The organism is Streptomyces sp. NRRL F-5755 (assembly GCF_001279365.1).
In the GTDB taxonomy this organism is placed as follows: domain Bacteria; phylum Actinomycetota; class Actinomycetes; order Streptomycetales; family Streptomycetaceae; genus Streptomyces; species Streptomyces rimosus.
In genome coordinates, this window is sequence record NZ_LGCW01000070.1 from 51,272 (window position 1) to 64,733 (window position 13,462).

14 protein-coding genes are annotated in these 13,462 nt (G+C 69.4%); 9 read left to right on the forward strand and 5 right to left on the reverse strand.

Going from position 1 to position 13,462, the window contains the following annotated elements; genetic code table 11:
- Positions 1-19 precede the first annotated feature (19 nt).
- Genes ADK86_RS10355 through ADK86_RS10375 form a run of 5 tightly spaced genes read left to right on the forward strand, consistent with a single transcriptional unit; the run spans position 20 to position 5,360 of the window.
- Complete coding sequence (locus ADK86_RS10355) at positions 20-634, forward strand: TlpA family protein disulfide reductase (protein WP_003980987.1); 615 nt, start codon at positions 20-22, stop codon at positions 632-634.
- A 7-nt stretch (positions 635-641) separates the two neighbouring features.
- Positions 642-1,403: a cytochrome c biogenesis CcdA family protein gene (locus ADK86_RS10360; protein ID WP_053696328.1), complete on the forward strand. Its 762-nt coding sequence runs from the start codon at positions 642-644 to the stop codon at positions 1,401-1,403.
- Between the two features lie 3 nt (positions 1,404-1,406).
- Positions 1,407-3,299, forward strand: coding sequence for a cytochrome c biogenesis protein ResB (locus ADK86_RS10365; protein WP_053696297.1), 1,893 nt, complete (start codon positions 1,407-1,409; stop codon positions 3,297-3,299).
- A complete protein-coding gene (gene ccsB, locus ADK86_RS10370; RefSeq protein WP_053696298.1) occupies positions 3,296-4,390 on the forward strand; it encodes a c-type cytochrome biogenesis protein CcsB in 1,095 nt (364 codons plus the stop codon). Before ADK86_RS10365 ends, ccsB begins: the two co-directional genes overlap by 4 nt.
- Before the next feature lie 49 nt (positions 4,391-4,439).
- A complete protein-coding gene (locus ADK86_RS10375; RefSeq protein ID WP_053696299.1) occupies positions 4,440-5,360 on the forward strand; it encodes a phosphotransferase enzyme family protein in 921 nt (306 codons plus the stop codon).
- A gap of 6 nt (positions 5,361-5,366) precedes the next feature.
- Here ADK86_RS10375 and ADK86_RS10380 read toward each other — a convergent pair whose 3' ends face one another.
- Positions 5,367-6,740 (reverse strand): hypothetical protein, encoded by a 1,374-nt coding sequence (locus tag ADK86_RS10380; RefSeq protein ID WP_053696300.1) that lies wholly within the window; start codon positions 6,738-6,740, stop codon positions 5,367-5,369.
- A gap of 302 nt (positions 6,741-7,042) precedes the next feature.
- On the opposite strand from ADK86_RS10380, the gene ADK86_RS10385 reads away from it, so the two are divergent.
- Positions 7,043-7,381, forward strand: coding sequence for a hypothetical protein (locus ADK86_RS10385; RefSeq protein WP_053696301.1), 339 nt, complete (start codon positions 7,043-7,045; stop codon positions 7,379-7,381).
- A 369-nt stretch (positions 7,382-7,750) separates the two neighbouring features.
- The gene (locus ADK86_RS10395; RefSeq protein ID WP_053696330.1) at positions 7,751-8,275 is read left to right on the forward strand and encodes an SRPBCC domain-containing protein; all 525 of its coding nucleotides are present in this window, start codon (positions 7,751-7,753) and stop codon (positions 8,273-8,275) included.
- Between the two features lie 3 nt (positions 8,276-8,278).
- Here ADK86_RS10395 and ADK86_RS10400 read toward each other — a convergent pair whose 3' ends face one another.
- From ADK86_RS10400 to ADK86_RS10415, 4 genes are all read right to left on the reverse strand, one after another.
- Positions 8,279-8,902 carry a DUF4291 domain-containing protein gene (locus ADK86_RS10400; RefSeq protein WP_053696302.1) on the reverse strand — a complete coding sequence of 208 codons (624 nt, stop codon included), beginning with the start codon at positions 8,900-8,902 and terminating at the stop codon, positions 8,279-8,281.
- Between the two features lie 57 nt (positions 8,903-8,959).
- Complete coding sequence (locus tag ADK86_RS10405) at positions 8,960-9,952, reverse strand: isopenicillin N synthase family dioxygenase (RefSeq protein ID WP_053696303.1); 993 nt, start codon at positions 9,950-9,952, stop codon at positions 8,960-8,962.
- Positions 9,945-10,373 carry a nucleoside deaminase gene (locus ADK86_RS10410; RefSeq protein WP_053696331.1) on the reverse strand — a complete coding sequence of 143 codons (429 nt, stop codon included), beginning with the start codon at positions 10,371-10,373 and terminating at the stop codon, positions 9,945-9,947. Before ADK86_RS10410 ends, ADK86_RS10405 begins: the two co-directional genes overlap by 8 nt.
- A gap of 194 nt (positions 10,374-10,567) precedes the next feature.
- The gene (locus ADK86_RS10415) at positions 10,568-10,987 is read right to left on the reverse strand and encodes a PLD nuclease N-terminal domain-containing protein (protein ID WP_053696304.1); all 420 of its coding nucleotides are present in this window, start codon (positions 10,985-10,987) and stop codon (positions 10,568-10,570) included.
- A gap of 87 nt (positions 10,988-11,074) precedes the next feature.
- Here ADK86_RS10415 and ADK86_RS10420 point away from each other — a divergent pair, with 87 nt between their 5' ends.
- Together ADK86_RS10420 and mqnP are read left to right on the forward strand one after the other, a co-directional pair.
- Complete coding sequence (locus ADK86_RS10420) at positions 11,075-12,532, forward strand: menaquinone biosynthesis decarboxylase (RefSeq protein WP_030374033.1); 1,458 nt, start codon at positions 11,075-11,077, stop codon at positions 12,530-12,532.
- 2 nt (positions 12,533-12,534) lie between these two features.
- Positions 12,535-13,458, forward strand: a complete 924-nt coding sequence (gene mqnP / locus ADK86_RS10425) for a menaquinone biosynthesis prenyltransferase MqnP (protein ID WP_053696305.1) — start codon at positions 12,535-12,537, stop codon at positions 13,456-13,458.
- Positions 13,459-13,462 lie beyond the last annotated feature (4 nt).

Genomic DNA, 13,462 nt, shown 5'->3' on the forward strand with positions numbered 1-13,462 from the left:
CCCATGCGAAACTTTTCACATGAGTGCCTGCCGCGTCCCCCGACGACTCGCCAGTCATCGCCGCACCGCCCTGTTCGCCACGGGTGCCGCGCTCGCGGCGCTGACGCTGGCCGCCTGCGGCGAGGGCCGCTCGGGCGGCTCGGAGCAGACCCAGTTCGTCGAGGGCAAGGACGGCGTCGAGCGGGTCGCTAAGGCGGACCGCAAGCCCGTACCCGAGATCTCCGGCGAGACCACCCAGGGTGCCAAGCTGGACATCGCGGATTACAAGGGCAAGGTCGTCGTCCTGAACGTCTGGGGATCGTGGTGCGCCCCCTGCATCGCCGAGGCCCCCAACTTCGCCAAGGTCGCGAACGAGACCAAGGACAAGGGCGTCCAGTTCGTCGGCATCAACACCCGCGACTCGCAGAAGTCCCAGGCGGTCAGCTTCGAGGAACAGCACAAGGTGCCGTATCCGAGCCTGTTCGACCCGACCGGCAAGCTGATGCTGCGCTTCCCCAAGGGCAGCCTCAACCCGCAGGCCATCCCCTCCACCATCGCCGTCGACCGGCAGGGGAAGATCGCCGCGCGGTCCATCGGGCCGCTCGGCGAGGACGAGCTGCGCAAGATGCTCAAGCCGCTGATCGACGAGAAGTGATCACGTGATCACGCTCGCCGCCGCCACCGGCCCCGCCGCCACCATCACCTCGGGCGCGCTGCTGCTCGCCGTGCCCGTCGCCCTCCTCGGCGGCCTGGTCTCCTTCTTCTCGCCCTGCGTGCTGCCGCTCGTACCCGGCTACATGTCCTACGTCACGGGCGTGACCGGTACGGACCTCGCCGAGGCCAAGCGCGGCCGGATGCTGGCCGGCGCCTCCCTCTTCGTCCTCGGCTTCACCGCCGTCTTCGTCTCCGGCGGCGCCCTCTTCGGCTACTTCGGCCAGGAGCTCCAGGACTACCAGGACCCGATCAACAAGGTCCTCGGCGTCCTGATGATCCTGCTCGGCCTGGCCTTCGCCGGCGTACTGAAGAACTTCGGACAGCGCGAGCTGCGCTTCCACAAGAAGCCCGCCATGGGTCTGGCCGGCGCGCCGGTGCTCGGTGTGCTCTTCGGCGTCGGCTGGACGCCGTGCCTGGGGCCGACGCTCACCGCGGTCAGCTCGCTCGCCCTCAACCAGGCCAGTGCCGGGCGCGGCGCCCTGCTGACCGTGGCCTACTGTCTGGGACTGGGCCTGCCCTTCGTCTTCGTCGCCCTCGCCTTCCGCAAGGCGCTGGGTGCCTTCGGCTGGGTCAAGCGCCACTACGTGTGGGTGATGCGGCTCGGCGGCGGCATGATGGTCGTGCTCGGCGTCCTGCTCCTCACCGGCGTATGGGCCGACATGATGTCCGGCCTGCAGAGCTGGACCAGCAGCTTCACCCCAGGGATCTGATTGATGGCCTCCAAGACCGATACCCCCCGCGACGCCGACGACGCCGAGGTCGGCGCCGCGGGCTCGCAGCTGTCCACCGCCCCCGAGGAGGAGGCGGCCGGAGAGGTCTCCCTGCCGTCCCTCGGGCCGATCGGCTGGGCCCGGTGGTTCTGGCGGCAGCTGACATCGATGCGGGTCGCGCTGATCCTGCTGTTCCTGCTCTCGCTGGGCGCCATCCCCGGCTCGCTGGTCCCGCAGACCAGCATCGACCCGACCAAGGTCGAGCAGTTCCGCACCGACCACCCGACGCTGGCGCCGCTGTACGACAAGCTGGGCCTGTTCCACGTCTACAGCTCGGTGTGGTTCTCCGCGATCTACCTGCTGCTGTTCATCTCGCTGATCGGCTGCATCGTGCCGCGCTCGTGGCAGTTCGTCGGCCAGCTGCGCGGCCGCCCGCCGCGCGCCCCGCGCCGGCTGACCCGGCTGCCCGCGTACACGACGTGGCGTACGGACCGGGCGCCCGACGAGGTGCTCGGCGCCGCCCAGCGCCTGCTGAAGAAGCGCCGCTTCCGCGCCCACACCGTCGATGACGCGGTCGCCGCCGAGAAGGGTTACCTGCGCGAGGCGGGCAACCTGATATTCCACGTCTCGCTGATCGTGATCCTGGTCGCGGTCGCCGTCGGCAGCCTGTGGAAGTCCGAGGGCGGCAAGCTGGTCGTCGAGGGCGACGGCTTCGCCAACAGCCTCACCCAGTACGACAACTTCAAGTCCGGTGCCTTCTACGACACCGACGACCTCGAACCGTTCGGCTTCTCCCTCAAGAGCTTCGACGCGTCCTACGAGCGCACCGGCCCCCAGAAGGGCACCCCGCGCGAGTTCCGCGCCAACATCTCGTACTTCCAGGGCGCGGACGGCCAGGAGCACCAGGGCAAGATCGAGGTCAACCACCCGCTGGAGATCGCGGACTCCAAGATCTTCCTGCTCTCGCACGGCTACGCGCCGGTCGTCGAGGTCACCGACGGCCGCGGCAAGCAGGTCTACAGCGGCGCCGTGCCGTTCCTGCCGCAGGACATGCAGAACTACACCTCCACCGGCGTGGTCAAGGTGCCCAACGCGCAGACCGCCGCAGGCAAGCGCAATCAGCTCGGCTTCTCGGGCTTCTTCGTGCCGACGTACGGCGGCAAGGGCTCCGGCTCGATGTTCTCCACGTTCCCCGCGCTGGACAACCCGCGGCTGACGCTGACCGCGTACCACGGCGACCTCGGCGTGGACTCCGGACTGCCGCAGAGCGTGTACCAGCTGGAGAAGAAGAACCTCAAGCAGTACAAGCAGGACGGCCGCGCCGTCGCCCAGATGATGAAGCCCGGCGAGACCATGAAGCTCCCCGGCGGCGACGGCAGCATCAAGTTCGTCGGCGTCAAGCAGTGGGCCACCTTCCAGGTCTCCCACCAGCCCGGCAACGGCCTCGCCCTGATCGGCGCGATCGCCATCCTGCTCGGCCTGGCCGGCTCCCTGTTCATCCAGCGCCGCCGGGTCTGGGTGCGGGCCGTACGCGGCGCCGACGGCGTGACCGTCGTCGAGATGGCGGGCCTGGGCCGCAGCGAGTCCGCACGCCTTCCGGAGGAGCTGGCCGACCTGGCCGCGGCCCTGGAACCGGACGCGCCGCTGGCGGCGGAGACGGCCTCCGACTCCGATGCGCAGGCGGGTACGGATACGGCCACCGATAAGGCCACGGCTACGGACGCGAGCGCGAAGCCCGTCCCCGCCCCGTCCCCGGCCGCCGACGAGAAGAAACCCACCCCCACCGGCTCCGAAAACACGGCGAAGTCCACCGGTTCCACCGATTCCGTCGGTCCGGCCGATTCCACCGACTCCGCCGATGATCCTGCCGACCCCTCCGAAGGAGCGCGCGCGTGAACATCGCTGCCGCAGCCACCAACGAGAGCCTGGCCAGTATCAGCAACATGCTGATCTACTCGGCCATGGCCGTCTACACCCTCGCCTTCCTCGCGCACCTCGCCGAGTGGGCCTTCGGCAGCCGCAGCAAGGTCGGCCGCACGGCAGCGGCCCTGACCGCCACCGCGCCGGCCCCCGCCAGGGCCGCGGCGGCCCGCACGGCCGAGCAGGGCGGCGGCACCGCCGTACTGGAGCGCCCCAAGGTCGTCACCCGCGCGGCCAACGGCAAGCGGGACGTCCCGGACGGCCCGGGCGCCGCGGGCGGCACCGAGAAGGGCGACCTCTACGGCCGGATCGCCATCTCGCTGACCACCCTCGCGTTCCTGATCCACTTCGGCGGCGTCCTCACCCGCGGCCTGTCCGTGCAGCGTGCCCCCTGGGGCAACATGTACGAGTTCTCCACGACCTTCGGCATGGTCGCGGTGGCCGCGTACCTCATCCTCCTCGCCCTGCGGAAGAACGTCCGCTGGATCGGCCTGCTGCTGACCGCCACCGTCCTGCTGGACCTCGGCGTGGCCGTCACCTGGCTCTACACCGAAAGCTCCCAGCTGGTCCCGGCCCTCCACTCGTACTGGCTGTGGATCCACGTCAGCTGCGCGATCATCTCCGGCGCGTTCCTCTACCTCGGCGCCGTCTCCACGCTGCTCTACCTCTTCCGCGACCGCTACGAGAGCAAGCTGGCCGACCCGAACGGCAAGCAGCCCGGCGCCTTCGCCACCTCCGTGATGGAGCGCCTGCCCGCCGCCGCCAGCCTGGACAAGTTCTCCTACCGCGTGAACGCCACGATCTTCCCCCTGTGGACCTTCACGATCATCGCCGGCGCCATCTGGGCCGGCGAGGCATGGGGCCGCTACTGGGGCTGGGACTCCAAGGAAATCTGGTCCTTCGTCACCTGGGTCGCCTACGCCGCCTACCTCCACGCCCGCGCCACCGTCGGCTGGAAGGGCCGCAAGGCCGCCTACCTCGGCCTGTTCGCGTTCCTGACGTACATCTTCAATTACTACGTCGTGAATTACTTCTTCTCGGGACTGCATTCCTACTCGGGGATCTGATCCGGGCGGTGTGGCTATCGGCCAACGGCGCTGAGGAGTGGATACGGGCATGCCGTCCGACGCCGAGCGGAGCACAAGGCACGCATTCACGTCGGGCGGCGCCGCCCGGGTACTGGCCGGGGCCTGCCGACGGGCGGGCCTCGACAGTGACGGGGCGCGTCTGATCCGCTTAGGAGAGAACGCGCTGTTCCGGCTGGCGGCACACCCTGTGGTGGTGCGGATCGCCCGCTCGCGGGAGTACCTGGATGCGGTCCAAGGCGAGGTGCGGGTGTCCCGCTGGCTGTCGCGTGCGGGATTCCCCGTCACGCGGGTGGTCGACGACCTGGAACAGCCCGTGGTGGTGGACGGCCACCCCGTAACGTTCTGGCATTTGATCGAGGAAGGCCCCCGCAAGCCGACGTACGGAGAACTGGGCGCGGTCCTACGGGACCTTCATTCGCTCACCGTCCCGGACACGCTGGCCTTACCGCCGTACCCGGCCCTGGGCCGGACCGACCGGCGCATCGCAGCAGCAGCCGGCATACCGGAGGACGACCGCGCCTTCCTGCGCAAGCGCGCCGGGGAACTCCGGGAACGCGTCGCGGGCCTACGCTTCGAATCCCGGAAATGCGCCGTGCACGGAGACGCACATGTGCAGAACCTGATGGTGGATCGCCATGGCCGGGTCACCCTGATCGATCTCGAACGATTCAGCTTCGACCATCCCGAATGGGATCTGATGGTCACCGCCACTGAGCATCACAGCCTGGGCTGGCAGACGAAGGAACAGTACGGTGCTTTCGTCGGCGCATATGGCCGGGACCTGCGCGGCTGGCCGGGCTTCCCCACCCTGCGAGCCCTGCAGGAATTCAAGATGACGACATGGCTCATGCAGAACATCGCCGAGAGCGCCGAAACAGCGGCGGAGTACGCCCGGCGCATCTCCTCGCTGCGGAACGAGGACGAGCCACGCGACTGGAGCCCGGGATGACCCGCGTCACTCGTCGTCCATCCTGTCCATCGCCTTCCGTACCCGTTCGGTGAAGCGCTGGACGGCAGGATGGGCCGCGCGGGCCGACACCTCGCACCGGAAGTCGTCCACGTAACGCTGGAACCGGGCTGACTGGAGGGCGTCTCCTGCTTCGACAGCGAGCCCGGCGGTGGCCAGAGCGGCTTCGAGTTCTCCGTTGCGCAACTGACTCTGGGCGAGCACCATGCGGCAGAACCCGAGTGAGCGGGCGTACTTGGGGTCGGTGAGCTCTACGGCGCGTTCGGCGAACCGGACCGCCTCCGTTCTCTGCCCGAGGTCTCGGAAGCAGTGGCAGAACTCGCCGTTCAGCTCGGCTTCATCCATATAGGCGAGCCATTCCGGGTCATCGGCACTCCCGGCCTGTGCAAAGAACCTCTCAGCCTCGTTCATCGCGCGAGCAGCGCCCTTGTGGTCCAGTGCCGTGGACAAGGCGCGAGCCTCGTGGGCGGAGAACAGCGCCATCGCGCGAGGCGTGGAGCCGGCCTTGCCACCCTCCACCGACGCACGGGCCAACGTCAGGGCCCGATGCCCATTACCCAGGTAGTTGGCCTGATGGCTCAAGTTGGCCAGAATTCGCGCGCCCATCATGCGGTCGCCCACTACCTGAGCAAGCCGCAGAGTCGACAGCAGGTAGCGCTCGGCGAGAGTATGGTTCCCGATGTCGTACGCGCTCCAGGCCAACAACTGCGACATTTCCGAGACGGCCTTGAACAATGCCTCACCCACCTTGGCGCTGTAGCAGGCTCCCAGGAGGGGAAGTACGTCTTCCCGAAAGTAGTGCCGGAAGGCTTTGTGCGCATGCCCGCCACCGAACCGGAAGTCCAGCTGCATGAAGAACCCGGCGGCAGTACGGATCGCGGCGACATCCCGTATGCCGACTCGGCGAGTGGCGGGTGCGCCACTGGGCACGCCCTCCGACCGGGAGACCAGCCAGGTAAGGACAGCGGAATGCACATCGGCGTCCGGGAGCGGGGTTTCGTCCGACCGGCCGTCCTCGGGGCACTGGTGCGTGAGGCCGCCAAGTGCATCGAGTACCTCGGGGAGCGAGCGGGCGTAGTCCATACCGACTGAGCTGTCGAGGGCCCGCGGGACACCGGAGAACCCCAGCTCTTGTGGCGTAACCCTCCGCCGTAACTTGTCGCTCAATGCCTCGGCCACGTACAGCGCCGTCTGCCGTTGGATACCCTTCCCGTCCAACCACCGCTGGACGGCAACATGCGTGGTGCCGAGGCGATCGCCATGCCGTTGCGCGACTTCACGAATGCGTTTCGCCAGCCCTTTGTTCGAGGCACCGGCTTCCGCCATGACGGCGGCCAAGCGGTGGTTCGGCTCTTTGCGCATGTCGCTGCTGCCCTCTCGGAGGCCACGGTGAGCATTCATGCTGTCACGGCGAGTTCATGTGTGTAAGGGTTCACCGTGAACCCCTTGATCGGTATTCCGAACCCCCATGTGCACGTGAACTCCCGTATGAGCACTGCCTACTGGCCGAAGACGGTCGTTGACTACCGAGACAAGACGCCGGGTGGTGCGTGACGGCACCCCAGGGCATGGCCAACCTGGAGAAGGCAGGTCGACATGCGGAACCGAACGAGTAGGGCTTTCGGGTCGCTACTGAGCGCCTCGTACCGCACGGCGGTGACGCGGTGAGCGTCCACCCGCGTCTGCTTCCCTGGCCGGGGCCGGCCGGGCAGCGCTCGTATCTCGTGACCGACGACAAAGGCGGCATCCTCTCCCGGCTCGCCGACGAGATGGAGGAAGTCCAGCTCGCCATGGGGACCGAACTGCTCGACCACGCGACCGAAATACTCAAAGACCGGAAGGCCGGGGCCCTCGAATTCCGTTTCTTGAGTACCCGACTGTGTGAAGCGCTGCGGGACGCACTCAGGGTGGCCGAAAGCAGGGGCGGACTGCTGGATGAATTCGAGGACGCCGTTGCCCAGTCGGAAGAGCGGCAAGTCCCCGCCGACGAGACGGTCGAATGAGCCGGACAGGGCGGGAGTCGTACGGGTGGGAACTCGCCCCGATGGCGGGCACCACCGTCAGCCACGAACCCGACGGCCGGCTGACTGTGCTACTCCAGATCACCCGACGTGGGGCCCCGATCGCCACCGCCCCGTTGCGCCTGACGGCAGCCGAGGCAGAACGAGTCCACGCCGCGCTGTGCCACGCTCTCGACCAGGAGCCCGCGCCCCGTGATGCTCCGGAGTGCCGTAAGCCGATCCAGTACTCCGGTGGCCGCCAACGCTTCTGACCGAAGCCGACCGGCGATCGGTCAGCTTCTGCTCCGGGGGCCTGGCCCACCCGCCCCACCCCGACCTGCCGAGCCCCGTGCCATGCGCGATGGTGGGCTCATGGAGCGTCTGGAGAGCCCTGTCCCGTATGGCACTGCTGTTTCCGCCGGTGATACTCACACCCTCCGGTATGAGCTGCGTTTTCCCCAGGGTGTGGAGCGGGTCTGGGAGGCGGTGGCTACTCGGGAGGGGCTGCCGGGGTGGCTTGCTGTGGCCGATCCGTTTGTGCGGCGTGAGGGTGGTGTGATCACGCTTCGGTGGCAGAACATCGATGAGCACGGGAATGCGACGGTGGCTCCCGGGCGGGTCACCGGCTGGGGGCCGGTGCGGCTGGCCGAGTACACCGTCGATGTTCATGGCCGTGTGCGCTTCGAGCTCCGGGACGAGGGCTCCGAGGGCACCCGCCTGCGCTTCACGAACGAGTTCACCGGCTCCGCCGCCTCCCGACTGGATTGCCTGGCCGGCTGGCACCACCACTTCGAGTTTCTCGCCGACGCGCTCGATGGCCGCCCCATGGACTGGTCCACGTGGAACTTGGATCGTTGGCGGGAGCTGCGGGCCGACTACGCGGCCGCAGGGCAGTAGGAGTCAGGCCGCTGTGGGGGACAGGCCCGGGGTTTCCGTTGGGGCCGGGTAGGGGTGTTCCTCGGGGAGGAGGGTGGTTGCGGCTGCCGTGTTGCCCTCGCGGACGAGGGCGTGGATCTTGTGGGCCAGCGGGGTGACGTCGCGGATCGCGACCGTCCACTCGTCGGCGTAGCGGCGGGACGCCTCGCCTGCCAGGCCCAGCTGGAGGGAGCGGTACGGGAGCGGGGCCAGGTGCAGGTCGCGTTCGGGGTCCCATTGGATGCGCGCGGGGGAGTTGCGCAGCTGGTGTTTCCAGGCGGTCCGGTCGGGGTGGACGGCCGGGTCGTAGTGGGACAGGCAGGCGTGGCGCAGGGCCCAGTCGAAGCCGGTGCGGTCGAGTTCGATGGCGAGGACGCGTTCCTGGTCGGGCTTGGTGGCCCAGCCGCAGCGGTACATCATCCACAGGAACGACGGTTTGATCCACGTCATCCGCTCCCGCTTCCACGCGGACGGGAAGCGGCTGTCGCGGGCGGCGGGGAGGCCGAGGGACGGGGCGTACGCCTGGTAGACGGTGACCGTGGTGGCGGTGTGGGCGGCGCGGATGCGGCGCGGGGGTTCGGTGGGGGACGGGTAGGTCTGGTTGTTCATGGGGCGTCAGTCTGCGGTTCCGTGCCCTGAGCGGCCACTGAATTTGTGGGGTCGGGGTCAGGCGGGACGGCCCGGGTTGATGGCGTCGAGCTGGGCGCGCAGGTACGTGTGGGAGTCGGCGAGGGGGCCGATGCGGGTGCCGGGGTCGCACTCGTAGAAGTAGACGAGGGACATCAGCTCTTCGGCGGGGGCGTCGGGCGGGGGCGGCAGGACGCGGTGGCGGCCGGCGCGCCAGCGGCCGTCGGTCCAGCGGGCCATGAGGTCGCCGATGTTGACGGTCAGGGAGCCGGGGACGTACGGGGCGTCCTGCCAGCCGGTGCCGCCGTGGGCCGGGTCGGTCCAGACCTGGAGGCCGCCCTTGCCGTACTGCCGGTCCAGGACCGTGACCGTGCCGAAGTCGGTGTGCGGGCCGATGCGGAACTGGCCGGGCAGCGCCTCGCCCACCGTCTCCGTACCCGGATACCAGTTGATGTTGAAGCCCCAGGTGGGATGGGCGGTGTGGCGGGTGAAGCGGTCGGGGGCGGCGCCGAGCACGGTGGCGAGGAGTTCGAGGAGTTGGTCGGAGAGGGCGCGCAGGGCGGTCAGCAGGTCCTGGACGTCGAGACGGAGGGCCGGGACCTGGTGGGGCCAGATGTTGGGCAGGAACCACTCGGCGTCGACGGCCGGGTCGCCGGTCGGCTCCTCGGAGGCGAAGGACAGCGACTCCTTGAGGTCCGGCGGGGTCGCGGTGCCCTCGGCGGCGCCGTTCGCCTCGGCGCCGGGGCCCAGCCAGCCGCGTCCGCCGACCTCGGTGGCGTACGGCTGCTTCTCCGCGGCGGGCAGGGCGAAGAACGTACGGGCGGTGCGGCGGATGCGGGTGCGCAGGTCGTGGTCGAGGCCGTGGCCGGTGATGAGGAGGAAGCCGGTGGTGCGCAGGGCCGTATCGACGGCCGCGGCGGTCGCGCGGCGCGCGTCCGGGCCGTCGGTCCGCCAGCGGGCGAGGTCGACGGTGGGGATGGTGAAGCCGGTGGTGGGGCCGTGACCGGGCGCGGGGCCCCGGGTCTCATTCATCGCCGATGTCCTCGTGCCACAGCTTGGGGCGGGCCGCGATGAACTCCCGCATCATGGCCACGCATTCCGCGTCGTCCAGCAGCACGACGCGTACGCCGCTCTGCGCCAGCCAGCCGTGTCCGCCGTGGTACGTACGGGCCTCGCCGATCAGGACGCGCGAGATGCCGAACTGGCGGACCAGGCCGCTGCAGAACCAGCACGGGGAGAGGGTGGTGACCATCGTGGTGCCGCGGTAGCGGCGCTGCCGGCCGGCAGCGCGGAAGGCGGTGGTCTCCGCGTGTGCGGTGGGGTCGCCGTCCTGGACGCGCCGGTTGCGGCCGCGTCCGAGGAGGGCACCGTCGGGGCCGTACAGCGCGGCGCCGATGGGAATGCCGCCCTCGGCCAGTCCGGCCCGTGCCTCGGCGACCGCCGTCGCCAGCATCGCGCGTTCCAGGTCCTTCACGACGGCCACTCTCCTCGCCCGGGAGCGGTCCGGCAACGTACGGGCCGCGATCCGGACGGTGGGTGAGGGATGAGGGGCGCGCGGCGTGGTCGTACGCTCCGGGCCGAGGGCGCGCGGCGTACGGCCGTGCGCTGCGGTGGGCGGGACGGCCGTACGCTCCGGTGGGCAGACCCTCAGCCCTTCGCCGGCGGGTTGTTCCCCTCGCCGTCCGACGAACCGTTTTCCTTGCGCCGCAGTTCTTCCTCGCGGCGCCGCAGGTCCGCCTCCCAGTCCTTCAGGAGCGCCTCGTCCTTCTTGTTCTCGTCCTTGAGCGAGCGCAGGAACTCGGGGTTGTCGTCCGGTGCGACCCACTTCCGCGCCGGTCCGCGCGAGCCGCCGGGCCACGGCGCGCCGCCGCCGGCGTGTTCGCGCCGCGGGCGGCCGGCCACCAGCCAGGCGACCGGGCCGATGAGCACTTCGCCGAACAGCAGGATGATGAAGACCCAGGCGATCTTCGGCAGGCCGCGGACCTGGTTCTCCGGCGTGTTCAGGCAGTCGATGAACGCGTAGATCCACAGCGCCAGGATCAGAAGGAACGGCAGATACCTGAGCATTGCGGAAGCAGCCCCCCTGTGCTGACGGGCGGGCCTCGCGGGGCCCGGTGACCCGTCCAGGGTAGTGCGTACCGGATACTGGACAGCATGGCTTATGACGATCTTCGCTCGTTCCTGCGCGCGCTCGACCGGGAGGGCGACCTCAAGCGCATCAAGGCCGAGGTCGATCCGCATCTGGAAGTCGGCGAGATCGTCGACCGGGTGCAGAAGGCCGGTGGGCCCGCGCTGCTCTTCGAGAACGTCAAGGGCTCGTCGATGCCGCTGGCCATGAACGTGTACGGCACCGACCGCCGGCTGCTGAAGGCGCTCGGCCTGACGTCGTACGACGAGATCAGCGACAAGATCGGCGGGCTGCTCAAGCCGGAGCTGCCGCACGGCTTCGTCGGTGTGCGCGAAGCCTTCGGCAAGCTCGCGAACATGGCGCACGTCCCGCCGAAGAAGGTCAAGGGCGACAGCGCCCCGGTCCAGGAGGTCGTGCTCCAGGGCGACGAGGTGGACCTGGAGCGGCTGCCCGCGCTGTTCACCTGGCCGCAGGACGGCGGGTCGTTCTTCAACCTGGGCCTGACCCACACCAAGCACCCGGAGACCGGTGTGCGCAACCTGGGCCTGTACCGCCTCCAGCGCCACGACAAGCGCACCATCGGCATGCACTGGCAGATCCACAAGGACAGCCGCAACCACTACCAGGTGGCCGCCAAGCGCGGCGAGAAGCTGCCGGTCGCCATCGCCTTCGGCTGCCCGCCGGCCGTCACCTACGCCTCCACCGCGCCGCTGCCCGGCGACATGGACGAGTACATGTTCGCCGGGTTCATCCAGGGCAAGCGGATCGAGATGGTGGACTGCAAGACCGTTCCGCTCCAGGTCCCGGCCAACGCCGAGGTCGTGCTGGAAGGCTGGCTGGAGCCCGGCGAGATGCTGCCGGAGGGCCCCTTCGGCGACCACACCGGCTTCTACACGCCGCAGGAGCCGTTCCCGGCGCTGACGATCGACTGTGTGACGATGCGCCGGCGGCCGCTGCTCCAGTCGATCGTGGTGGGCCGGCCGCCGACGGAGGACGGCCCGCTGGGCCGGGCCACCGAGCGGTTCTTCCTGCCGCTGCTCAAGATCATCGTGCCGGACATCGTGGACTACCACCTGCCCGAGTCGGGCGGCTTCCACAACTGCGCGATCGTCTCGATCGACAAGAAGTACCCCAAGCACGCCCAGAAGGTCATGCACGCCATCTGGGGCGCCCACATGATGTCGCTGACCAAGCTGATCGTCGTGGTCGACGCCGACTGCGACGTGCACAACCTGCACGAGGTGTCCTGGCGGGCCCTCGGAAACACGGACTACGCGCGCGACCTGACCGTCGTCGAGGGGCCGGTCGACCACCTCGACCACGCCTCGTACCAGCAGTTCTGGGGCGGCAAGGCGGGCATCGACGCGACCCGCAAGCTGCCCGAGGAGGGCTACACCAGGGACGGCGGCTGGCCGGAGATGGTCGAGTCGGACACCGCGACGGCGGCGAAGGTCGACCGCCGCTGGAAGGAGTACGGGTTCTAGACATGAGCGCCGATTCAGCGACACCGGATCTCTTCGCCCCCGAACCCGCACCGCCCGGCCGGATCAAAGCCTTCCTCCGGCTGGTGATGATCGAGCACTCGGTCTTCGCGCTGCCCTTCGCCTACATCGCCTCGCTGACCGCGATGCACCAGTGGGACGGGACCGTCCACTGGGTCGAGCTGCTGCTGGTGACGGTCGCGATGGTGGGGCTGCGCACGTTCGCGATGGCCGCCAACCGCATCATCGACCGGGAGATCGACGCCCGTAACCCGCGCACCGCGGGCCGCGAGCTGGTCACCGGCGCGGTGTCGGTGCGCTCCGCCTGGACCGGCGCGCTGATCGCGGTGGTCTTCTTCCTGGGCGCCGCCGCCCTGCTCAACCCGCTGTGCCTGGCGCTGGCGCCGATCGCCGTGATCCCGATGGTGGTCTATCCGTACGGCAAGCGCTTCACCAACTTCCCGCACGCGATCCTGGGCCTGGCCCAGGCGATGGGCCCGGTCGGCGCGTGGATAGCCGTCACGGGGTCCTGGTCCTGGGACGCGGTGATCCTCGGCCTGGCCGTGGGCGTCTGGATCGGCGGCTTCGACCTGATCTTCGCCTGCCAGGACGTGCAGGCGGACCGGGCGCACGGCGTGAAGTCCGTACCGGCCCGCTTCGGCATCCCGGCGGCCCTGCACGGCGCCCGCGCCAGCCACGCCGTCACCACGGCGCTGCTGGTCTGGTACGCGCTCGCCACCCACGCCGGGGTGTTCTTCTGGCTCGGCCTGGTGATCGTCGTCGGCGCGTTCCTCTACGAGCACACCATCGTGCGCCCGCACGACCTCTCCCGGCTGAACCGGGCGTTCTTCCAGGTCAACGGCTTCATCGGGATAGCGCTGTTCGTCTGCGCGCTGCTGGACCTGATCGTCCGCGGCCTGACGGTCTGACGGC